Here is a 20,378-nt window from a genome sequence, read left to right as displayed (position 1 = left end):
TAAAGAGCACCCGGTGGAGGGGTGCTCTTTTTCACGTTGTTGATTCTATTGTTTTTATGCGTTTGCTGTGACGTTTTGGTCTGATACGTCCGGGTCTGCTGTGTTGGTTGCACTGAAGCCTGAATTGGTGTTGATGAAGTCGCCAGTGTTGAAACAACCCGAACCGGCGCTGGTCTTGGAAGTGCTCTTTGGCGACAAATAGAAACTATCACCGAAATTGATGACACCGCCGTCAATGCCGTTTATTTTAATTGGACCTACAATCGATGGCATGCATATACACCTTCTTTAATCACTTTAACATTAGTATATTTACGTTCCTTCAAACTGTTCCTCCGGCAGGATGCGAATGTGCTTTACCCGTACTTCCGAATCAATCGTCCCTAATCCGCCTATCTGCACAATGGCTGAAGTCGAAATACCGATAATATTAATCCGGTTAACATGTATGGACGGCGAATGGTTGATGGTCTGTTTTTGGACAGGCGAGTAGACAGGCTTTTCTGGAAGCGGCTCTTTAAACACCGAAAAAGAAGAAAAGGTAATGTTCTCGTCCTCATCCTTGTAATTTGTTCTGGGCTGTTGGACAGCAATAACCTTTGTTCTCGGTCCTGCGTGTTCCACATCCCCAATCTCGAATGTGGAACCATTAGAGATGGAATTGACATACATTTTGTTCACATGAACAGTTCTCCGTTTATTCGGTATTCGTGTCATCTAAATTCCTCATTGGAACGGGAGAACCAACGATAAGTGACTCAGGGGGAGTGTCAAAAAAGGAGTACAAAGTGATTTCTTCATTATCCCCTACTAAAAATACAGAGGATGTCGTAACACCAGTAACTTCAATGTCTCCTATTTGTATCCCATAGTTGTGAACTTCGAATTTCATCCTATTAACCCCTTTTTACTAATTTTTCTGGAAGTATTGATGCAAAGAATGAAAAATTTCAGCCTTTATCTGCTCCATGATTTGATCATGTTTTTCCGTATTTGAACCGGTGGAATGATGATTTTGTAAATAATGTCTCACCCGGGCCGGCAGCTGTTTTCGTATATCATCAAGAAGCATATCTTGTTCCTGCTGATTCAATGGCCGATTGTATTGATTGGATAGATGATTCAACAAGTTGGCACCTTCTTTTGTCAGATACCCGTTCATCTCGTCTATAAGTTGTTTTGTTCCATCCTGTTTTTGTTCCCTCATTGGTGAAAGAGCCTGGTTGACATCCATATCTTCAATGCTGGATAAACCTTCTGGACTAAGGCCGATATGGAGGGTACCGTCGAGTCTTTCAATTTTTAATTGATCGAAGTGATAATCAATTCGTTCAACTGTTGTATGATTGTTTTGGTTGTTTTTTTCCAGATCTTCGATTCGTTTTTCAAGTTCTTTGAGTTTTTTATCCTGTTGTTGAATATAATGATGCAGTTCCGAAATATATTGAGTCCAAGAGTGTGGATGCACTTGAAAAACTCCTTTCTGGGCAAAGACCTATATTACTCTATGCATAAAAGGATATATTTGTGATTTATGTCAAGGGGGCTAACGGAACAAGCGTGCCTTCTGTGGCAATTTCGCCTGCTATCGGAACGTCCGGCGCTGGCTCTGTGTATCCTCCTGTATTATAAAGCTGAGAAGAGGCTCTTACCATTCCGGCACTGCCAATTTGAATAATGGAAGAATTATTTACACTTCCGACTCTTAGTTTATTTATGGTAATCGTTTGGTGAATGGTCAAATTCATCCCTGACCCTCCTTACGCTGTCCCTGAAATAGGTTGATCAATAAAATCAGAATCCTCTACATCTGAGGATGATTTATGGAGTTGGATCTTGATTCCATTACCGGTATTAAAGGAGCCTCCCCCTGCAAATGTCTTGGCAGTTGTGTAAGGATTGATTGCGTAAACATCGCCGATATTGAAAATGCTTGAAGAAGATATTGAATTCACTTTGACAGCTCCTACTATTGCGGGCATTTTCATTCCTCCTTTTCTCCAGTCTATGTGGGCGTATTACATTCTGTTCAAGATACGTATGGTTGAATAGGAAAAGTTGAGATAGAATGACACTAAAGGCATGGAAAGTAGTTGGGAGGAGTGTTAATGGAACATACAGGCACACCAATTGGGGAAGGCCAGCGATTACAGTGGATAGACGCCGCGAGAGGGTTGGCGATTTTCGGGATATTCATGGTGAACGTGCCAGCGTACAATGCGCCTTTTTTTCAATATGGAGGGGAGAAAGCTTATTGGGATAACCCGGCAGATCATTTTGTCCAAAACATGATTGATATCTTTTTTCAGGCAAGCTTCTATACATTGTTTTCTTTTTTGTTTGGATTCGGAATGCAAATCATGATGGAAAGGCTGGCGGAAAAACGTCTACACCCACAACGAGTCATTTTCAGGCGGTTAATTGTCCTGACCGGCTTCGGTCTTGTTCACGCTTTTTTCATTTGGCATGGGGACATATTGTTATCTTACGGGTTGATAGGGATGCTGTTATTCTTCTTTTTCAAAAGAAAAGATAAAACTATTCTTTTATGGAGCGTGTTGCTGCTTGTCATTCCGGTGCTGTTGTTCACCTGGCTTCTTTTTTTAGTAAGAGAATATGGAATGGCGGTTGATCAGCAGGCAATCTATCAAGCTATGCATTCATATGGGGAAGGGACTTATGGGGAGATTCTAAAGCAGAACTACCAAGATTGGATTTACGTGAACGGGGGCATTAATTATCTCTTCCTGGCAATAAATCTGCTGCCGCTATTTTTGCTGGGCATACTGGCTGCCAGAAAGAAATGGCTGCATGATATTACGCTTCATCTTTCTTTTTTGAAAAAGGTTTGGGCTGTAACGGCAGTTGTTTTTGCCGTTTGTAAGGCAGGTCCGTATCTATTGGGAAATCCGGAGTGGTTGTCTATTTTCCAGGATTCGATTGGAGGATCAGCTTCGGCACTATTCTATGTCTCGACGGTAACGCTTCTCTACCAAAAAGAATCTTGGCGGAAGATCCTGCGCCCGCTTACATATGTCGGCAGGATGTCTTTAACTAATTACTTGTTGCAATCAGTTGTTTGCTTTTTCCTTTTTTATTCAATTGGTCTTGGATTATACGGTGAAGTACGGCCGGTGTACAGCGTGTTGATTGTTTTGATTATTTTCTGTCTGCAAGTAGCCGCGAGTAAAGTTTGGTTCAAACATTACCGCTTCGGCCCTGTGGAAGGTTTGTGGAGAACCTTGACTTATGGCCGAATGCAAAAAATGCGGAAGGCGAGGGAATAAGTATGAATCGTTCAAAGGTGGAAAGGGAAGCGGCAAAGTGGAAGGAAGAAGGAATTATCAGCGAAAGGCAGTACCGCCAGATCGTGGAGCGTTATCAACCAGGGAACAATTCCTTTCTTCTTGCGATTTTTGCAGGTTTGTTTATTGGTCTGGGCTTCCTGACTTTCATTGCTTCCAACTGGGATGTTATTCCTCCGGAAGGTAAAATGGTTATTATTCTTTTCTTTGTCACAGCATTTTACCTAACAGGCCACGTATCCTATGAACGCCGCTCTAAGTCAATAGGAATCGCTTTTATGCTAATAGGGCTGCTGACATTTGGTGCAGGGATTTTTCTTACGGGACAAATGTACCACTTCGCCTTTTTTTCGGCAGTCCCCTTTGTCATTTGGGCTTTAGCAGCAACGGCTTTGTTTGCCATTTATCCCTACCCGGTCCTGTATGTGTCAGCAATCGCGATAGTGACGATCGGACAATTGTACAGTGGATTTGTTTACAGTGACTTCAATATTTGGCTGTTGTTGATTCTGGTCCTCGTATTAGGGCATTATACGTACCATCGGGCCCGGTTTTTATACGGTTATTTGTTCGTAGTAAGCTTCATTCTCCAGTCACTGGTATGGGTGGCGGTAGAGCAAAGTCAATACTATTGGCTGTTGGTTCCGCTTCTATTGATCTACACAGTTGGCGAATTGGCTGGTAAGACCAGTTTGAAACGTTCGTTTATCAATATGAGTTTAATAGCTGCGTTCTCACTGAATATCTTTCAGGCTTTCTTTTTGGGAAACGGGTATTTACGGTCTGAATTGGAATTTGGTTTGGGATTTCCGATTTTCTGGTCTGTATTGATTATCTTCGTTCTTTGGCTGAAGAGCCGTAAACGGAATGCTTTTCACTTCGTCGATCTTGCTTTGTTCATTCCTGTCTTCTATATTCCATTTGGAGATATGGTTGCTATGCTGTTATTGTTCGTTTATTCAATAGGGGTGCTGCTTCACGGCTATGAGGAAGAACGGCAAGAGAGCATTGTCTCCGGTACGATAGCATTTTTAATCAGTACCCTGATCGCATACATCCATTTTGTCTGGGATTTCCTGGATAAGTCGATTTTCTTTTTCACAGGCGGAGTCCTTTTATTTGTTCTCAGCTTTCTTTTGGAAAGAAAACGGAGGAACGTTCAAAAAGGAGGCGGCAGCTGATGAAAAAAATCTTGTTTTATTCCATTGTAATCCTGCAAATTTTGTTCCTGGCTGGCATGTCGGGAGCCTATTATTTAGTCGAGGATTGGGGAGAAAAAGTGAAACTCCGGACCGAACCAATTGACCCGCAGGATGTATTTTATGGGGATTATGTTCACCTCCGCTATCAAGCGCAAAATATAGATGAAGAACAATGGGAAGGTGAACAGGAGGACATTTCCAGAAATACAAAGGTGTACGTAACTTTAAGAGAAAACAGCGATGGTTTTCATGAAGTGGAACGAGCATCTGTTGAAAAATTAAAGCCGGCAGATGGCCAAGTAGTTTTAACGGCAGTCTACCAATACTATGATCATTATGAAAACACCCACTCTGTTGATTATGGAATCAGTCGGTATTTTGTAGAAGATAACACCGGGCAGGAGATCGAGTCTTCAAGACAGGAGATGTTTGCTACTGTCTCAGCATCTCCATGGGGACAGAAACGGATTTTGTCCCTCGAAATAGCGGAATAAAAGAGCGGCCTCAAATTGATGTCTTCTATTCTCATTCACAAATGATCGGCCTTTAATTAGGGAAAGGACTGCCGTGCACGGCAGTCCTTCCGTTTATGTTTCCAATACTGCTTTGATTTGTGTAACAGCCCATTTCAAGTCCGCTTTATCAATCGTCAGTGGGGGAGCAAACCGGATGACGTTTTCATGCGTTTCCTTGCAAAGCAACCCTTTCTCTTTCAATCGCTCACAGTAAGGGCGGGCTGATTCTGTTAATTCCACTCCGATAAATAAGCCCCGTCCCCGTACCTCTTTGATTTTTGGGTTTTTTATCTTCACTAGTTCCCCTTTCATGTAATTCCCGAGCTCCAGGGAACGACCTGCCAGATTTTCTTCTTCGATTACATCCAGAGCAGCAACAGAAACTGCGCATGCTAAAGGGTTGCCGCCGAAAGTCGAACCGTGTGATCCAGGGTTGAACACTCCGAGAATGTCTTTATTGGCTACAATGCAAGATATCGGAAAAACACCACCGCCCAGCGCTTTTCCTAGGATGAGGACGTCCGGCTGGATGTCTTCCCAGTCACAAGCAAACATTTTTCCGCTTCTGCCAAGGCCTGCCTGGATTTCATCAGCAGCAAACAAGATGTTTTTTTCCTTGCAAATCTCATAGGCATCCTTCAAGTAACCTTCCGGAGGGATGATGATACCAGCCTCGCCTTGAATCGGTTCGACCAGAAACCCGGCAGTATTCTCTGTTACAGCTTCTCTTAATGCCTCCCTATCCCCGTAAGGAATGATTTTTATTCCGGGGAGCATCGGGCCGAAGCCTCGCTTATATTCCTCTTCTGAGGACAAGGAAACAGCAGTCATCGTCCTTCCGTGGAAATTGCCGGAACAGGCAATGATTTCCGCCTGATTCTCTTTGATTCCTTTCACTTCATAGCCCCAGCGGCGGATGGCTTTGACTGCCGTTTCGACAGCCTCGGCTCCCGTGTTCATCGGAAGCGCCATCTCCTTATTGGTAAGTTTGCAAACTTTTTCATACCAAGGACCAAGTTGATCATTGTGGAATGCTCGTGAAGTAAGGGTCACACGGTCGGCTTGTTGTTTTAGTGCCTCGACAATTCTTGGATGGCGGTGGCCTTGATTGACCGCTGAATAAGCGCTCAACATATCCATGTAGCGGTTTCCTTCAGGGTCTTCCACCCAGACACCCTCCGCTTTGGAAACGACAATTGGAAGCGGATGATAGTTTTTTGCACCGAACTCCTGGGTCTGATCGATTATTTCCTGACTTGATCGTGCCATGATATCCCTCCGTTTCTGAATTTTGCAACGTTTACATTATAACAGTTTTCAGCGTGGATTGCTTTTAAGCTGAAAGGGATCACACTGAAAAGGAGAGAATGGAATGGACACAATATTTTCAAATGAAAAGCGGGAGAAAAAATGATATGATAAGCTTGATCGACTAAAAAAGGAGGTACGTCATGGCTCATTTACATATTACCTCATGGGTGCTGGCACTTATTTTATTTGCACTTGCTTTGATGTTCTATAAGCAAGGGAAGAAACCAAGTAAAATTCTGCACATGATTTTAAGACTAGATTATTTATTGATTCTTTATTCCGGTGGAACTCTGTTATCGAATTACTTTAACGGATCCATGCTTCCGGAAGCAATCATCAAGGCCTTAGCTGGCATTTGGGTGATTGCAGCTTTGGAACTGCTTTTGGTAAGAGTCAACAAGGGCAAGCCGGTTCTTGGCATGTGGGTGCAATTGGGAGTAGCCCTTATCATCGTCCTTGCACTTGGCTTCGGCCGTCTGCCTTTGGGTATTCTGCCTTAATATCAGAGAAAACCTTATCGCTTCGGTGGTAAGGTTTTTTTTGCGATAAATACGTTTTACCTATTCCCTTAGCACATTATGGGCGCATGCCGCATAGGTTGTAGCGAAAGGATGTGGTTCAGCAGTGTGTGGAATTACAGGATGGGTGGACTTTAAACGGGATCTTTCAGCTCAAAAGGAAATGGTCAGAAACATGGCGGCAACCATCCAGCATCGTGGACCGGATGAATACAATGAATGGTTTTCCACCCATGCAGCATTTGGGCATCAGCGCTTGATCGTTGTGGATCCTGCTGGCGGAAAGCAGCCGATGGAATGCAGTCAACAATCGGAAAACTACGTAATGGTCTATAATGGGGAGCTATATAATACGGAAGATATAAGGAAAGAATTGATCAAATATGGCTGGAGCTTTCGATCACATTCTGATACAGAGGTTTTGTTGAAAAGTTATATTCAATGGAAAGAAAATTGTGTGGACAAATTAAACGGCATCTTTGCTTTTGCAATATGGGACCCCGCCAAAGAGCGATTGTTCCTGGCCAGGGACCGGCTCGGGGTGAAGCCGTTGTTTTACAAACAGGAAGGCGCAGGTTTGTTGTTCGGCTCTGAGCTGAAAGCGATTCTGGCCCATGACGATGTCCGGCCTGTCGTAGATAGAGAAGGCTTGAGCGAGGTTCTGGCCCTGGGTCCTTCCCGTACTCCCGGACATGGAGTGTTCAAGGGAATTAATGAACTAAAAGCCGCACACGTGGGAGTGTTTGATAAGAACGGCTTGAAAACAAAACGTTACTGGAACGTGGAAAGCAAACAGCATGTTGATGATATCGACACGACTGCAAGGACGATCAGGGAACTGTTGACAGATGCTGTTGAACGCCAGCTTGTCTCGGATGTATCGCTCGGTACCTTTCTATCAGGTGGAGTGGATTCAAGCGCTATAACGGCGATTGCCTCGAATTATCTGAAGAAAAATGGTCAAAAGCAACTGTCGACCTTTTCGATCGATTACGAGGATAATGATAAATACTTCAAAGCAAGTTCTTTCCAGCCGAACAGCGACAATGCTTTTATCAAGAAGATGGTTGATGCGTTTGACACGGAACATCACAATTTCATCATGGATAACGAAACATTGGCAAGTCTTCTGAAGAGAGCTGTAGAGTTAAGGGATTTACCGGGGATGGCCGATGTCGACTCTTCTTTGCTTTGGTTTTGCGGGAAAACAAAACAAGAAGTGACAGTCGCGTTGTCGGGAGAGTGTGCGGATGAAATTTTTGGCGGGTACCCATGGTTTTACCGTGAGGACGATTTGGCGAGAGACGGTTTTCCATGGATAAGGTCTGCAGAAGTGAGACGTTCACTTTTGACGGAACAATGGCAGGAGAAGCTTGACTTGCATCAATATATGCTCACTCGTTATCATGAAACGATCAAAGAAACGCCTGCTTTTGATGGGGACAATGAGATCGAAAGTCAACGCCGGCAGATGTTTTACTTAAACATGCACTGGTTTATGCCGACACTGTTGGATCGGAAAGACCGGATGAGCATGGGGGCGAGTTTTGAAGCAAGGGTGCCATTCAGTGACCATAGGTTAGTGGAATATGTATGGAACATACCTTGGGAAATGAAAACCTATCAAGGAAGAGAAAAGGGAATTCTAAGAAAAGCATTGGAGGGGCTGCTTCCGGATGAAATTCTGTACCGTAAGAAAAGTCCATATCCGAAAACACATAACCCTGATTACAAAAAGGCAGTAGTTACATGGCTGAATGGTATTTTGAAAGATCCGGAAGCGCGGTTGTTTGAACTGTTCGACAGGAAGCAAATAGAGAAAATAGTAAACAGCGAAGGAAATGAAATAGACGCCCCTTGGTTCGGCCAGCTGATGACAGGACCGCAGCTGCTTGCCCATCTCGGTCAGATCGATCACTGGCTGAGAAAGTACAATGTGATTATTGAGAAAGATTAATGATCTGCCATTATGGCAGATTTTTTTTTGGAGGAACATATCCGATAGTGTCAGAAAACTGTCATTTGCAATTTCGATAGTTAAAGACTAATCTTGATAATGTAAGCATTTTCCGCCTTGAAGAGGGTGGAGAATAGATGGACTTGGAGGAACGGGATATGAAAAAAATACTGACAATCATGACAATCCTTCCGTTTCTTGTTTTTTGCTCGCAACCTGCCCAGGCTGAAGAACAAGAAGAGCGTACTGTGGAGGAAGAAACGATTTATTATCTTATGGTCGACCGTTTTGTAAATCAAAACTTTGAAAATGATGAGGAAATAAATATCGATGATCCAGAAGCCTATCACGGGGGTGACTTGGAAGGAGTTATCTCGCAACTTGACGAACTCAAGCAACAGGGATTCACGGCTGTCAACATCAGTCCGTTGATGGAGAATGCACCCGGTGGTTATCACGGGATGTGGGTCACTGATTTCATGGAACTGGACGAACAGTTTGGTACATGGGAATCCGCACAGCAATTAGTAGAAGAAGCACATTCCAAAAATATGAAAGTCTATATGGATTTCACCATCAACCATACTGCCGAACAGCATCCGTGGACAGAGGATGCCAGTAAACAGGGTTGGTTCCTTCCTGAAAGCGAAGTGTCCCCTGATCATCCAGAAACGATACAGGCCTCCTGGGTTGAAGGACTGCCGAGATTGAACCTGGAAAACCCTGATGTAGCAGCGAGTATAAAAGAAGCGGGATTATACTGGGCGGAGCGGTTAAACCTGGACGGTTACCGTCTATTGCTTGATAGTGAGACTCCCCTTTCATTTGTTGAGACTTTTACAGAGTCAATCCGCGATCAACATGCAAAGTTCAAATTCCTTGCTGACGACATGACTGAAAATGGCGGGCAAGATTACAAGGATGCCGGCATAGATTTAGTGTTGGATTACTCTTATAATGATAAGCTTACTGCAGTTCTGGCTGATGTCGGGAATCCCCTGGAAGATTTGCCTGTACAAGCAGCTGGAGCTTCGAAGGGAATATTCCTTGATAGCCAATACACGACCAGATTTACCAGGGAAGCTGTCAAAAATGAACAGAATCCTGTGACTCGTTGGAAACTTGGTTTACTCTACTTATATACAACCCCGGGAACACCGGTAATTTACCAGGGAAGCGAGGTGGCAATGGATAACGGACAAGATGTTCCAGACCACAGAACAGCACAGCTAAATAGTGGAGAGGATGAGTTGAAGCAATATCTGGAACAAATCGGCTCTCTAAGGGAACAATATGCTTCCTTGACTAAAGGAGATTTCGAACATGTAGCCAGCGATGGTGCAATGAGTCTTTACAAAAGAAGCTACCAGCAAGAGGAAATCTTTATCGCCATCAACAATGATAATGAAACGAAAACTATCCGTTTAGAAGGTGACCGTGATGGGGAACAGTTAAGGGGATTGTTATACGATAACATTGTCCGTCTGGACGACAACAACGATTACAGAATCACCCTTGATAGGGAGACGGCGGATGTGTTCATTGTCGAAAAGAATACGGGAATCAATTGGTTGTTTGTTTCTTTTATTTTGTTAGTGTTTGCTATATTTATAAGTAGTATTATCTATTTGACCATTAAACAGAAGCGAAGGACAAAATAAACCTAATTGTCAGGAGGATTCGTCGATGCTAGAAGATACTAGTTTTGCTATCCATCCAGGGAAAGACGCACAAGAAGGCCGAAATAACTTTAAGGATATTGGGAACCTTGTTACAAACGAAGTACAGGAAGATATCTACCAGTTTATCTGTGAGAATGGAACGGTTAATGTAGTCTTTTACACGGAAGAGATTGCCAGAGTCATCATGAATCCAGACATGAAACCGGACATGGGCTTGTCTAAGACGGCTATAAACAGACAGCCTATGCAAGTGGAGATGGAGGAATCAGAAAGCACTTTTACATTAAGAACGAATAAGTTGACTATCGAGATGAACAAGCAGCCATTCCGGCTCAAAGTTATGGATAGTGATAAACGAATCCTGTTGAATGAAAAAGAAATCGGCATGGGTTCCGGTAATGCCGGCGAAGTGATTTGCTATAAGACAATGGAAGCAGACGATCACTTCTACGGGTTTGGCGAAAAGTCGGGATTCCTTGATAAACGCGGCGAAAAGTATGAAATGTGGAATACAGATGTTTTTGCCCCGCACAATCCGGAAACAGACCCGCTTTATGAATCCATTCCATACTTCATGACACTTAGGAATGGCAGGGCGCACGGTGTCTTTTTTGACAATACTTATCGTACGTTCTTCGATATGAAAACGATCGATGAAGTTTACTCATTTATGGCAGAAGGCGGCCAGCTGGATTATTACATATTTGCAGGGCCGGCTCCAAAGGATGTTTTGGAACAATATACGTGGATTACCGGCCGGATGCCGCTGCCTCCGAAATGGGCACTGGGTTATCATCAATCCCGCTACAGTTATGAAACAGAACAGGAAGTAAGGGAGCTGGCAGATACCTTTAGAGAAAAGGATATTCCTGTCGATGTCATTTATTTAGACATCCATTATATGAATGGTTACCGTGTTTTTACTTTTGACAAAGATCGCTTCCCTGAACCGAAGAAGCTCATTGAAGACTTGAGAGAGAGCGGCATTCGAATTGTCCCGATCGTTGACCCGGGGGTTAAAAAGGATCCGGAATATGCCATCTACCAACAGGGAATCACAGATGATTTATTTTGTAAGTATTTAGAAGGGAATGTTTACTTTGGAGATGTCTGGCCTGGTGTCAGTGCGTTTCCTGATTTTACAGATGAAAAGGTTCGGGACTGGTGGGGGCAAAATCACAAGTTTTACACGGATATGGGTATAGAAGGCATATGGAACGACATGAATGAACCAGCTGTCTTCAATGAAACAAAAACGATGGATACAGAGGTCATGCACAAAAATGATGGCAGCCCTGAAACCCACAGGGCACTTCACAATGTGTACGGTCTTTTGATGGGAAAAGCAACATACGAAGGGCTGAAAGAACAGTTGAACGGAAAGCGGCCATTCTTGCTGACGCGGGCAGGATACGCAGGTGTCCAACGCTATGCGGCAGTCTGGACCGGTGATAACCGCAGCTTCTGGGAGCACCTGCAAATGTCTCTTCCGATGTGTATGAACCTTGGATTGTCAGGTGTGGCTTTCACAGGCCCGGATGTCGGCGGCTTTGCCCATGATGCCAATGCCGAATTATTGACACGGTGGACCCAGGTCGGTGCATTCACCCCTTATTTCCGAAATCATTCTGCAATTGGCACTTTATACCAGGAACCATGGAGATTTGGAGAAACCCATGGGGAACTGATTAAGAAATATATTGAACTACGTTATAAATGGATGCCACAGCTTTATTCCGTTTTCCGGGAAGCAAGTGAAAAAGGCCTTCCGGTTATGCGCCCCTTATTCATGGAATTTCCGGAAGACGAGAAGACATACAGGATAAGCGACCAGTTTATGATCGGGAACAACGTCCTGGTAGCGCCGGTTATGGCACCCGGAGTAACTGACAGGGCGGTCTATTTGCCGGAAGGGGAATGGACGGACTATCTGACCGGAGATCAATATGAAGGCGGAAAGGCCCATCTAGTGCACGCAGAGCTTGACCATCTGCCGATTTTTGTCCGGAAAGGGACAGCAATTATGGAGGGAAATGTTGTACCTTCGATGGACACAAAACAAACGGACTTGACCCTTCATGTCTATGCAAGCCGAAAGAATGATAGATACCAGTACACGTTTTATGATGATGATGGAGAAACCTTCTCATATGAAAATGGAAGCTATAAACAATTGGATATAGAAATACAGTGTGGACAAGAAGGCGTCAATATCGACGTTATAAATCAAACAGGCAGCTACAAAGCACCTTATGAACAAATAAAAGTAGAAGTACACGGTTTGGAAGATACACAGCAGGTGACCGTGAATGGTCAAAAGGACCATGCTTTGAAAATAAAATAAAAATGAAAAAAATCTGCCGGGACCAGACCGGCAGATTTTTTGTTCGGGCTTGCAACCGCCCCTCAATCAGAAAAGCTCATTATTCCTGGATAACAGGTTCTTCAACGGGCTCCATTCTTGGATCACGAGGCTGTTCCGGAAGTTTGACAGTTTGGATGGATTTCTGTGCTTCCAAGTCATATACTTTCATTTGGTTGTAGGAAAAAGAGTATAGATAATCTCCTTTAGATACCATTCTCCTCAATTCCGAACTCCAATCTGGATGGGATTCCTGCTTTTCGGGCTGGTGGGTAAAGGTTTCTTTCAGCTTGATTCCATTTTCAGGTGTAACTTGATAGAGAAAGGCCCCTTCAAAGACAAATTGCTGTTCCTGGTAACTGACGTCGTTTTTGTGGACCGTTTTCTCTTCAAACAATGTAACGGGAAAACCGAATAAATTTTTCTCTGGATGTAGATATAATGCTTTGTGGTTATAATTCAATTCTGAATAAGAACCGCTGCCTCCGATGATTTCCGTGAACTTTTCGACAGGGTTTTCTACATCGGTAATATCAAACAGGGACAGTTTGAGCCCATCTGTTCTTACGACTGGTTCACCGCTATTTTGACTGTCGACAAGCTGGGTATCCTGCCCGAATCCGAGCAGGTAATCATCTCCGATTGGGTGTAGGTAATTACTGAACCCCGGGATTTTCAACTCGCCCAGCACATCAGGTTTTTCAGGATCTTCCAAGTCAATGACAAAAAGAGGATCAACTTGTTTGAACGTCACCATGTATGCTCTTTTTTCCATAAATCGCACACTATAAATGTGTTCTCCTTTTGCCAGCCCCTCCAGTTTTCCTATGGGATGGAGATTCAAATCAAACGTATATATATGGTTGGCGGATTGATCATTTTGATTCCACTGATTCGTAGTCACGGCCACCCGGAAGCTGTCTTCCCGTTCATCCATCGCAAACTGATTAATCAAGGTTCCATTAACGACATTGGAAGCTTGATAACTTACAGTTCCATCTTCTAACCCAAATTGGATGATTTCGGTGCTGACCGGCTGAGCCATTTGACTATCAAACACGCTATTACCTGAATCAGGTAACTGACTTACAGCTGTGTAAAGATGCTTTTTGGACATATAAATTTGATCGGACGTTCCCAAATATGATACTACATTTGCTTCTGATTCCGTGTCGTTGATATCGAAGGAAGTAATCGTTAAAAACTGGCTTTCTTCACTATCGGGAATGTAGTGCATGTTTTCATAGGGAACCGGGGTCCATTGTGTTGATTTGGCAGTATCTTTCATACGCGGCCGGAGCTCTCCATCATTGGAGCCGCCATCTTCCAAGACTTGAAAGGGAGGGTGGAAGTTTGTGATCAAATAGACATGTCCTTCGACCCGGCGGGAGGAAAGATGGTAGCCTTCCACGGTGATTTCCCGGACTTTTTCCGGATGATTTTTATCTGTAATATCGTACAGGTAAGCGGCCGTCTGTGTTTGCATGCCTGGAAAAGTCGTGGCCTTGCTGGCTTGGGATTTATTTATATCAATGGCTGGGCTCTTATTGCCGATAATTACTAAGGCATCGTTATAAGTGTAAAGTTCTGTCGGATGGAAGTTTTCTTCGTATATAGTAGAAATAATTTCACTATCCTCCTGGTTCCCTTTAGCTATGACCGTATCACTTTCTCTGGAAAAGAAGATATAGTTTCCTGCCATCTTGATAATGTCCGCTTCATCCACTCCTTGCACCTGTGTGTTTGTCCGGGAGGCAGAGTTGCTTTCAGAAGCGGCGCTGTCGGCCGTAGAAGCAGACTCTTCCATTGCCTCGCTGCTGCTGAATAAGCGATCTTCCTTGTTAGATCTTTCTTCTAACAGGGTGGCTAATTGTTGTCGATCTTCTATATTGGGTAAATCTCCGACTGTTTCAAAAGTATGGCTGATGGATTGAGCCAAGTTTCGCCCTGAAGCTGCCGTTACGTCTTCTGCGATGTGGAGCCGGTACTGTTTGCCAATTTGATAGCCTTGTTCTGGCGCTTCAATCTGCAGGCTGGTATGAGTACTGTTCCAGGTTAAAGAAACAGGGACAGTCTGATCACTTTCATCGAGGACCTTGACCGCACTTGATTGAAACGTTTCGGGATCCATTTCTTCCGAGAAGTTTACTGTCCAATTCTTATAAACAGGAACATAGGCCGAAGCAGAAGAGAGTTCAGCTGTTATTCTGCCGGTGAACAAATAAGCCCCTGCCATCACGATGACAATGAAAAGGCTGCCCAATAGAAACCATTTTTTCATATATATCCCACCTTTGTCTTCGCTTTCATAGTTAGACGGTGAAACGTCCGAAATGTTACATGATTGTAATAAAAAACGAGACAACCGATTACCGGTCATCTCGTAAGAATTATTTATAAGGACTGTTCAGGAAGAATAAAGCAATTGTGCCAGGGCCGGCATGGGCACCGATTGAGGAACCGACCATTTCGATATGAATATTTTCGTTGTGAAATTGTTCTTTTATCATAGATGCAAGCTTTTCTGCGTTTTCAAGGTCATCCCCGTGGCTGATGGCGATCGGCTGGTTCTGTAAGTCGGCTCCACGTTCTTCCATCACCTCGATCATCCTTTTGAACACACGTTTTGAACCCCTGATTTTTTCCAATGGTATCAGTTTGCCGTCTTCCATGTGGAGTAATGGTTTGATTTTCAACAGGGATCCAACAAAAGCTGCTGTCTTGCTTACACGGCCCCCACGGTAAAGGTATTCCAAATCATCTACCGTGAAAATATGTTCCATATGTTCGGCATGGTACTTGCTGATTTCCAGGATTTTTTCTATTCCTTCTCCTTGCTGTGCCAATTGGGCGGCACGCAAGACTACCAATCCGTAGCCCATAGAAGCTCCCTTAGTGTCGACAACTTCAAGATTCCAGTCAGGATACGTCTCAAGAAGCTCCTGCTGCATCATCCTGCCGGCATTGTAGGTACCGGATAATTCTGATGAAAAAGCCAAATAAATGCACGGCTGATTTTGTTTTGCGTATTTTTCGAAAGTATCTTTGAATGCTTTTGGACTGACTTGGGATGTCTTGGGAGCTTTGCCGTTCCTCATGGCATCATACACAGTCTTGGCAGAAATCGTCCTGGCATCTTCATAGTTTTCCTCATCGAGCTGAACGGTCAGTGAAACCATATCGATGTCATATTTGTCATAATAATCATTCGACAGGTCGCAAGCAGAATCTGCGATAATTTTGACGTTCATTGAAATCCTCCTTTTGGTCTTTACGATAATGGTATAGACATAATGGTTACCATTCTTGGCAGCTATCATTAGTTTAAGCTTCCACTATTTTATAGTAAAGCATTTTTCTGGCAAGCTGGAAAAAACATAAAAAATTCAAGCAGGGGAATTCTTATTAACCTGATTATATTGTAATATGGTTGGGTATGGAAAAAAGGGGCTTATTTTAGTACATATGGGAAACGATAAGAAAAAAGAAAAAAGAAGCGGTGGTTACTATTGATGTAATCTTTTCGACTTCATCGGAATAAAGGAGGCAGCCATGTTTTTTATTGAAGCGAGACGGATTGCCATTGTTATCTTCGGTGCATTACTGAACGCAATGTCATTGAATCTATTTCTAATCGGAGCAAATGTATATGCCAGCGGTTTTACCGGTATTGCCCAGCTCCTCTCAAGTATTTTTCAGGATTTCTTTAATATTCAGGGTGTGAGTACAGGTATCATCTTATTCATTTTAAATATACCGGTGGCAATTTTAGGCTGGTATAAAGTAGGGAAAGGATTTACCATTTACAGCTTTGTTTCCGTATTGGTCACAACGGTATTTCTGGAACTAATACCGGTTATAAGGTTATCAGAGGATATCATACTTAATGCCGTTTTCGGGGGTGTCCTCGGCGGTGCCGGTGTCGGGCTTACTTTGAAGTATGGTGCGTCTACAGGCGGTCTGGACATTGTGGCAATGGTATTGTCGAGAATGAAAGACAAGCCGATCGGCAGCTTTTTCCTCATCATCAATAGTGCGATTATTGCGATTGCGGGCATTCTATATGAACCGGAAAACGCCCTTTACACCTTGTTGACTTTGTATGTTACCACCCGTGTCATAGATGCTCTTCACACCAGACATGAAAAAGTTACCGCCATGATTGTCACAAGAAAAGCCAACGAACTGCAGAAAGCAATCCATGATACGATGATCAGGGGGATTACTATTTTGCCTGCCCGCGGTGCTTACACGCGGGAAGATAAAGACATGATGGTTCTAGTCATCACGCGCTATGAATTATATGATTTAGAACGGATTATTTCGGAAGTCGATCCACAGGCGTTTACCAATGTTGTCCAGACGACAGGCATATTCGGATTTTTCCGCAGAAACGATTAGTTACTAGAAAAGGGGCGGCCCACGAGGCCGCCCCTTTTACTATATACATTTAATATCCGTGATTTGCTAGTAATTCTTCCACTTTTGGGGAAAGTTCTTCCCAATCTGCGTCGAATTTTTTATTTACAGTAATGAAATTTTGATATCCGAATACATTGTCGACACCTTCAATGTCCATCAATTCATTAAGAATTTGGTGTTCGCTTGTTTGGCCGGGCATAACGGAAACACTGGCATCCCCTTCAAAAATCAAGGAATCAGTGGTGAATTTCATTGCATTTGGATTCGGTGTAGAATCAACACGTACACTCATCTTCATATCCTCCTAAAATTACGCGTATTTACGTCAATAATAGCAGATATAAAAGCTATACAAAAGAATTTAACCGCAATTTAATTATTGGCAAAATTTACTTTGGTTTTATATATACAGAAAAAACCGGTCCTCGGGGGATAAGGACCGGTTTCTTTGTGAATGAAGGTTATCTCAATTCGTTATGACGCTCTAATTGTTCTTCCAACTGTTGGAGTTGCTGCTGTTCTTCTGGGGAAGCGCTTGTATATGCGGATTGGATGGCATCTCTTGCTGCTTGTTTTTCCTGCTCGCTGGCACCACGGTTTCTGCCATTTCCATTAGCCATATTCGTCAAACGGCCGACAGCATTTCTTGCTTGTTCCATGAAGTTATTCGCCATATTGTTCGCCATTGTTAAAACCCTCCCAGAGTATGTTGGTCAGCTTCATCCCGTTTTCGCTCTACATCTGTAAAGCGCTCACGGTAAGGAAAACGTTCATCGTGCTTTTTGACCGAGTCTGCTCCTTGTTGAGTAAAACGCTTTGACTTGCTTTTTTTACTCAATATCGATTCCTCCCAGTAAAAAAGCCTGAACGCTGTTGTGCGTTCAAGCTTAGTATGGACAAATCATTTTGGTTGATGACATGAAATATCAGGAAACAGTCAAATGGCTTTTCGTCCAAGCTCCAGATAGTTGTCAAGAAAATCGCCGATACCGTTTGCTTCATTCGTTGCAGTTACATGTTTCGCTAAGGCTTTCAACTCATCAATACCGTTTTCCATTGCGACTCCCACACCTGCATACTCGATCATTTCCAGGTCATTATCTTCATCTCCAAATGCGATGACACGCTCTTGAGGGATGTCATAATAATGGGCGATTTTTTTCAGGCCGACTGCTTTATTCAATCCTTTTCTGACAATTTCGATCACATGCCAGGGAGCTCCCCATTTTCTATGTTCAATGACAGAAGCGTGTTGATCATCCAGGTGTGTTCTTAATTCCTGGATATGTTCGACTTTTGGATGAATTAGTATGGACGTTGGGTCCTCGTCGAGATGGTTTTTCAAACTGCCAATAGTGACTTGATTATCGGCATGGAATATTTCCATAAGTTCTTCGTCATACTGATCTAAATAAATATCATCGCCCACTTCTGCCATGATATTTTTAACATTTAAATCGTAACAAGTCTGGATAATCTTTTTGGCTGTACGGTTGGACATAGGGCTGTGCAGCGCATCCCATTTATGGTCCAGAGGGTGATGGATCAAAGCGCCGTTGAAATTCACCATCGGCGTATCCAATTGGAGTTCATGATAAAAGTCGATACTTGCCCTGTGCGGTCTTCCAGTCGCAATTACAACAATATGTCCTTCCTGTTTGGCCTGGAAGATGGTTTGTTTCGTCTTTTCACTGATGACTTTCTCATCTGTAAGCAAAGTTCCATCTAAGTCAAGTGCAATTAAATGCTGCTTGTTTTTCCTCATTTTATCACCTCTTGTGTAAGTATAGTTTATTCAGTACAGAAAAATCAGTAAAGGAATTGTAAATTTCTATTTTTTTTGCATGTAGACACGGTTAATAATATGATAGAAGAAAGGTCACATAAGAAGAATGAATTTTTTCCATTCTTAATAAGAAAACGAAAGAAGGATTAAAAACCATGATAAGCGTTTATAAAGAAAATTGGAAGGGCATTCCCGTTTTAGTCGTTGTCAACGCCCAAAAAATTAACGAGCCATTACCAGTACTTACATATTTTCATGGTTATACGAGTGCGAAAGAACATAATCTGCCGCTTGCTTATTTGTTGGCAGAGAAAGATTACCGGGTTGTACTGCCTGATTGTCTGCTGCATGGGGAAAGAGAAGAAGATATCTCCAATTCGGAAAGGCATATGCAGTTTTTCAACATAGTCGGTGAAAACCTAAAAGACCTGCAGACAATAAAAGAGACGCTTGAAGAGAAGGAGCTACTGCTTGATGGCAGGTTCGGCGTGGCGGGTACTAGCATGGGGGGAATCACTACTTCAGCTGCACTTACTCAGTATTCCTGGATCAAGGCTGCCGCGATTTTGATGGGATCTCCTAAATTGACGGATTATGCCGGACTGCTTGTAAAGGAAATGCAAAACAACCGGTTCAACTTTACAATGAGTGACCAGGAAATCGACCAGACTTATCAAGCTTTGTCTAAAATCGATTTGTCTAAGCAACCCGAAAAGTTGTTTGAGCGTCCATTATTTTTCTGGCATGGAGAAGCTGATCAGGTTGTACCTTTCGACCATTCTTATCGTTTTTACGAAGAAGTGGTTCCACAATATAAAAACCCGGAAAACATCCGCTTCCTGAGGGAAGTAGGACAAGGTCACAAAGTAAGCAGGTTTGCTATTTTAGAAACGGTTGACTGGTTTGATTTACAACTTTAAGTGATCTATATCATTTAAAAACTGGGTCATTTATGGTTATAATGGATATAAGTTTATTGAAGGAGGTAGAATTCATGGACGAAGCATTGCAAGAAAACTTAATGGGTGCTCTCGAAAATGTTATTGACCCGGAACTCGGGATAGATATCGTTAATCTTGGTTTAGTTTATGGTGTAGACCTTGATGAAGAAGGCATAGCTACTGTTACAATGACACTGACAGCAATGGGCTGTCCACTTGCCGGACATATCGAACAAGACGTGAAATTTGTGATGAGCGACATTCCGGAAGTGAAAGAAACGAAGGTCAACATTGTATGGAATCCGCCATGGTCCAAAGACAGAATGTCAAGATACGCAAAAATTGCGTTGGGAATTCCGGATTGATACGACAAATCC

The 20,378-nt window shown here is 43.1% G+C and carries 23 protein-coding genes; 10 read left to right on the top strand and 13 right to left on the bottom strand.

The features are described 5' to 3' along the window. Positions 1-54: 54 nt before the first annotated feature. From CZ434_RS10490 to CZ434_RS10465, 6 genes are all read right to left on the bottom strand, one after another. A complete protein-coding gene (locus CZ434_RS10490) occupies positions 55-273 on the bottom strand; it encodes a spore germination protein (RefSeq protein WP_077623096.1) in 219 nt (72 codons plus the stop codon). 39 nt (positions 274-312) lie between these two features. Further along, positions 313-717, bottom strand: coding sequence for a spore germination protein GerPE (locus tag CZ434_RS10485; RefSeq protein WP_077623095.1), 405 nt, complete (start codon positions 715-717; stop codon positions 313-315). After that, positions 698-892 carry a spore gernimation protein GerPD gene (locus tag CZ434_RS10480; protein ID WP_077623094.1) on the bottom strand — a complete coding sequence of 65 codons (195 nt, stop codon included), beginning with the start codon at positions 890-892 and terminating at the stop codon, positions 698-700. The genes CZ434_RS10485 and CZ434_RS10480 overlap by 20 nt, the downstream gene beginning before the upstream one ends. A gap of 18 nt (positions 893-910) precedes the next feature. Continuing rightward, positions 911-1,468, bottom strand: coding sequence for a spore germination protein GerPC (gene gerPC, locus CZ434_RS10475; RefSeq protein WP_077623093.1), 558 nt, complete (start codon positions 1,466-1,468; stop codon positions 911-913). A gap of 64 nt (positions 1,469-1,532) precedes the next feature. Beyond that, the gene (locus CZ434_RS10470) at positions 1,533-1,748 is read right to left on the bottom strand and encodes a spore germination protein GerPB (protein WP_077623092.1); all 216 of its coding nucleotides are present in this window, start codon (positions 1,746-1,748) and stop codon (positions 1,533-1,535) included. Between the two features lie 12 nt (positions 1,749-1,760). Next, on the bottom strand, positions 1,761-1,982 hold the full coding sequence (locus CZ434_RS10465) for a spore germination protein (protein ID WP_077623091.1): 222 nt from the start codon (positions 1,980-1,982) through the stop codon (positions 1,761-1,763). Between the two features lie 126 nt (positions 1,983-2,108). Between CZ434_RS10465 and CZ434_RS10460 the strand changes: the two genes are divergently transcribed. The 3 genes from CZ434_RS10460 to CZ434_RS10450 are packed head-to-tail and all read left to right on the top strand — an operon-like array spanning position 2,109 to position 5,001. Next, entirely contained in the window at positions 2,109-3,287 is a 1,179-nt protein-coding gene (locus CZ434_RS10460) for a DUF418 domain-containing protein (RefSeq protein WP_077623090.1), read from the top strand. Between the two features lie 2 nt (positions 3,288-3,289). Next, positions 3,290-4,486, top strand: coding sequence for a DUF2157 domain-containing protein (locus CZ434_RS10455; protein WP_077623089.1), 1,197 nt, complete (start codon positions 3,290-3,292; stop codon positions 4,484-4,486). Then, positions 4,486-5,001 (top strand): GDYXXLXY domain-containing protein, encoded by a 516-nt coding sequence (locus CZ434_RS10450; RefSeq protein ID WP_077623088.1) that lies wholly within the window; start codon positions 4,486-4,488, stop codon positions 4,999-5,001. The genes CZ434_RS10455 and CZ434_RS10450 overlap by 1 nt, the downstream gene beginning before the upstream one ends. A gap of 93 nt (positions 5,002-5,094) precedes the next feature. On the opposite strand, the gene CZ434_RS10445 is transcribed toward CZ434_RS10450, so the two are convergent. Next, positions 5,095-6,291, bottom strand: a complete 1,197-nt coding sequence (locus tag CZ434_RS10445; RefSeq protein ID WP_077623087.1) for an ornithine--oxo-acid transaminase — start codon at positions 6,289-6,291, stop codon at positions 5,095-5,097. A 182-nt stretch (positions 6,292-6,473) separates the two neighbouring features. Between CZ434_RS10445 and CZ434_RS10435 the strand changes: the two genes are divergently transcribed. The 4 genes from CZ434_RS10435 to CZ434_RS10420 all read left to right on the top strand — a co-directional run bounded on the left by CZ434_RS10435 (position 6,474) and on the right by CZ434_RS10420 (position 12,834). Then, the gene (locus tag CZ434_RS10435) at positions 6,474-6,833 is read left to right on the top strand and encodes a YisL family protein (RefSeq protein ID WP_077623085.1); all 360 of its coding nucleotides are present in this window, start codon (positions 6,474-6,476) and stop codon (positions 6,831-6,833) included. A gap of 124 nt (positions 6,834-6,957) precedes the next feature. Next, positions 6,958-8,808 carry an asparagine synthase (glutamine-hydrolyzing) gene (gene asnB / locus CZ434_RS10430; RefSeq protein ID WP_077623084.1) on the top strand — a complete coding sequence of 617 codons (1,851 nt, stop codon included), beginning with the start codon at positions 6,958-6,960 and terminating at the stop codon, positions 8,806-8,808. 158 nt (positions 8,809-8,966) lie between these two features. Further along, entirely contained in the window at positions 8,967-10,469 is a 1,503-nt protein-coding gene (locus tag CZ434_RS10425; RefSeq protein WP_179107240.1) for an alpha-amylase family glycosyl hydrolase, read from the top strand. Positions 10,470-10,494: 25 nt separating this feature from the next. After that, positions 10,495-12,834, top strand: coding sequence for a glycoside hydrolase family 31 protein (locus tag CZ434_RS10420; protein WP_077623082.1), 2,340 nt, complete (start codon positions 10,495-10,497; stop codon positions 12,832-12,834). 79 nt (positions 12,835-12,913) lie between these two features. On the opposite strand, the gene CZ434_RS10415 is transcribed toward CZ434_RS10420, so the two are convergent. Together CZ434_RS10415 and CZ434_RS10410 are read right to left on the bottom strand one after the other, a co-directional pair. After that, a complete protein-coding gene (locus CZ434_RS10415; RefSeq protein ID WP_179107239.1) occupies positions 12,914-15,133 on the bottom strand; it encodes a beta-propeller domain-containing protein in 2,220 nt (739 codons plus the stop codon). Positions 15,134-15,242: 109 nt separating this feature from the next. Then, the gene (locus CZ434_RS10410) at positions 15,243-16,103 is read right to left on the bottom strand and encodes a DegV family protein (RefSeq protein WP_077623080.1); all 861 of its coding nucleotides are present in this window, start codon (positions 16,101-16,103) and stop codon (positions 15,243-15,245) included. Between the two features lie 301 nt (positions 16,104-16,404). On the opposite strand from CZ434_RS10410, the gene CZ434_RS10405 reads away from it, so the two are divergent. Continuing rightward, a complete protein-coding gene (locus tag CZ434_RS10405) occupies positions 16,405-17,253 on the top strand; it encodes a YitT family protein (RefSeq protein WP_077623079.1) in 849 nt (282 codons plus the stop codon). A 49-nt stretch (positions 17,254-17,302) separates the two neighbouring features. Here the strand turns inward: CZ434_RS10405 and CZ434_RS10400 are convergent, their stop codons facing one another. From CZ434_RS10400 to CZ434_RS10390, 4 genes are all read right to left on the bottom strand, one after another. Further along, on the bottom strand, positions 17,303-17,566 hold the full coding sequence (locus CZ434_RS10400; RefSeq protein WP_077623078.1) for a NifU N-terminal domain-containing protein: 264 nt from the start codon (positions 17,564-17,566) through the stop codon (positions 17,303-17,305). 169 nt (positions 17,567-17,735) lie between these two features. Further along, positions 17,736-17,960, bottom strand: a complete 225-nt coding sequence (locus CZ434_RS10395) for a DUF3813 family protein (RefSeq protein WP_245830965.1) — start codon at positions 17,958-17,960, stop codon at positions 17,736-17,738. A gap of 2 nt (positions 17,961-17,962) precedes the next feature. Beyond that, positions 17,963-18,112: a hypothetical protein gene (locus CZ434_RS22145; protein ID WP_179107238.1), complete on the bottom strand. Its 150-nt coding sequence runs from the start codon at positions 18,110-18,112 to the stop codon at positions 17,963-17,965. Between the two features lie 99 nt (positions 18,113-18,211). Next, positions 18,212-19,039 carry a Cof-type HAD-IIB family hydrolase gene (locus CZ434_RS10390; protein WP_077623077.1) on the bottom strand — a complete coding sequence of 276 codons (828 nt, stop codon included), beginning with the start codon at positions 19,037-19,039 and terminating at the stop codon, positions 18,212-18,214. Between the two features lie 176 nt (positions 19,040-19,215). On the opposite strand from CZ434_RS10390, the gene CZ434_RS10385 reads away from it, so the two are divergent. Further along, positions 19,216-19,980 (top strand): prolyl oligopeptidase family serine peptidase, encoded by a 765-nt coding sequence (locus CZ434_RS10385; RefSeq protein WP_077623076.1) that lies wholly within the window; start codon positions 19,216-19,218, stop codon positions 19,978-19,980. A gap of 74 nt (positions 19,981-20,054) precedes the next feature. After that, positions 20,055-20,366 (top strand): metal-sulfur cluster assembly factor, encoded by a 312-nt coding sequence (locus CZ434_RS10380; RefSeq protein WP_077623075.1) that lies wholly within the window; start codon positions 20,055-20,057, stop codon positions 20,364-20,366. Positions 20,367-20,378: the final 12 nt, after the last annotated feature.

The sequence above is a fragment of the Sediminibacillus massiliensis genome (assembly GCF_900156915.1).
Classification (GTDB): Bacteria; Bacillota; Bacilli; order Bacillales; family Amphibacillaceae; genus Sediminibacillus_A; species Sediminibacillus_A massiliensis.
Note: the sequence above shows the minus strand (reverse complement) of the source record. Positions and strands in the feature narration are given on the sequence as shown.

What these genes read in the sequence shown, in the direction of transcription:
- CZ434_RS10385 (WP_077623076.1), top strand. Translation starts at nt 19,216, where the DNA reads ATGATAAGCGTTTATAAAGAAAATTGGAAGGGCATTCCCGTTTTAGTC.
- CZ434_RS10455 (WP_077623089.1), top strand. Translation starts at nt 3,290, where the DNA reads ATGAATCGTTCAAAGGTGGAAAGGGAAGCGGCAAAGTGGAAGGAAGAA.
- CZ434_RS10460 (WP_077623090.1), top strand. Translation starts at nt 2,109, where the DNA reads ATGGAACATACAGGCACACCAATTGGGGAAGGCCAGCGATTACAGTGG.
- CZ434_RS10470 (WP_077623092.1), bottom strand. Translation starts at nt 1,748, where the DNA reads ATGAATTTGACCATTCACCAAACGATTACCATAAATAAACTAAGAGTC.
- CZ434_RS10390 (WP_077623077.1), bottom strand. Translation starts at nt 19,039, where the DNA reads ATGAGGAAAAACAAGCAGCATTTAATTGCACTTGACTTAGATGGAACT.
- CZ434_RS10465 (WP_077623091.1), bottom strand. Translation starts at nt 1,982, where the DNA reads ATGCCCGCAATAGTAGGAGCTGTCAAAGTGAATTCAATATCTTCTTCA.
- CZ434_RS10400 (WP_077623078.1), bottom strand. Translation starts at nt 17,566, where the DNA reads ATGAGTGTACGTGTTGATTCTACACCGAATCCAAATGCAATGAAATTC.
- CZ434_RS10420 (WP_077623082.1), top strand. Translation starts at nt 10,495, where the DNA reads ATGCTAGAAGATACTAGTTTTGCTATCCATCCAGGGAAAGACGCACAA.
- CZ434_RS10450 (WP_077623088.1), top strand. Translation starts at nt 4,486, where the DNA reads ATGAAAAAAATCTTGTTTTATTCCATTGTAATCCTGCAAATTTTGTTC.
- CZ434_RS10425 (WP_179107240.1), top strand. Translation starts at nt 8,967, where the DNA reads ATGAAAAAAATACTGACAATCATGACAATCCTTCCGTTTCTTGTTTTT.
- CZ434_RS10415 (WP_179107239.1), bottom strand. Translation starts at nt 15,133, where the DNA reads ATGAAAAAATGGTTTCTATTGGGCAGCCTTTTCATTGTCATCGTGATG.
- CZ434_RS10380 (WP_077623075.1), top strand. Translation starts at nt 20,055, where the DNA reads ATGGACGAAGCATTGCAAGAAAACTTAATGGGTGCTCTCGAAAATGTT.
- CZ434_RS10410 (WP_077623080.1), bottom strand. Translation starts at nt 16,103, where the DNA reads ATGAACGTCAAAATTATCGCAGATTCTGCTTGCGACCTGTCGAATGAT.
- CZ434_RS10485 (WP_077623095.1), bottom strand. Translation starts at nt 717, where the DNA reads ATGACACGAATACCGAATAAACGGAGAACTGTTCATGTGAACAAAATG.
- CZ434_RS10445 (WP_077623087.1), bottom strand. Translation starts at nt 6,291, where the DNA reads ATGGCACGATCAAGTCAGGAAATAATCGATCAGACCCAGGAGTTCGGT.
- CZ434_RS10435 (WP_077623085.1), top strand. Translation starts at nt 6,474, where the DNA reads ATGGCTCATTTACATATTACCTCATGGGTGCTGGCACTTATTTTATTT.
- CZ434_RS10395 (WP_245830965.1), bottom strand. Translation starts at nt 17,960, where the DNA reads ATGGCGAACAATATGGCGAATAACTTCATGGAACAAGCAAGAAATGCT.
- CZ434_RS10405 (WP_077623079.1), top strand. Translation starts at nt 16,405, where the DNA reads ATGTTTTTTATTGAAGCGAGACGGATTGCCATTGTTATCTTCGGTGCA.
- CZ434_RS10490 (WP_077623096.1), bottom strand. Translation starts at nt 273, where the DNA reads ATGCCATCGATTGTAGGTCCAATTAAAATAAACGGCATTGACGGCGGT.
- CZ434_RS10480 (WP_077623094.1), bottom strand. Translation starts at nt 892, where the DNA reads ATGAAATTCGAAGTTCACAACTATGGGATACAAATAGGAGACATTGAA.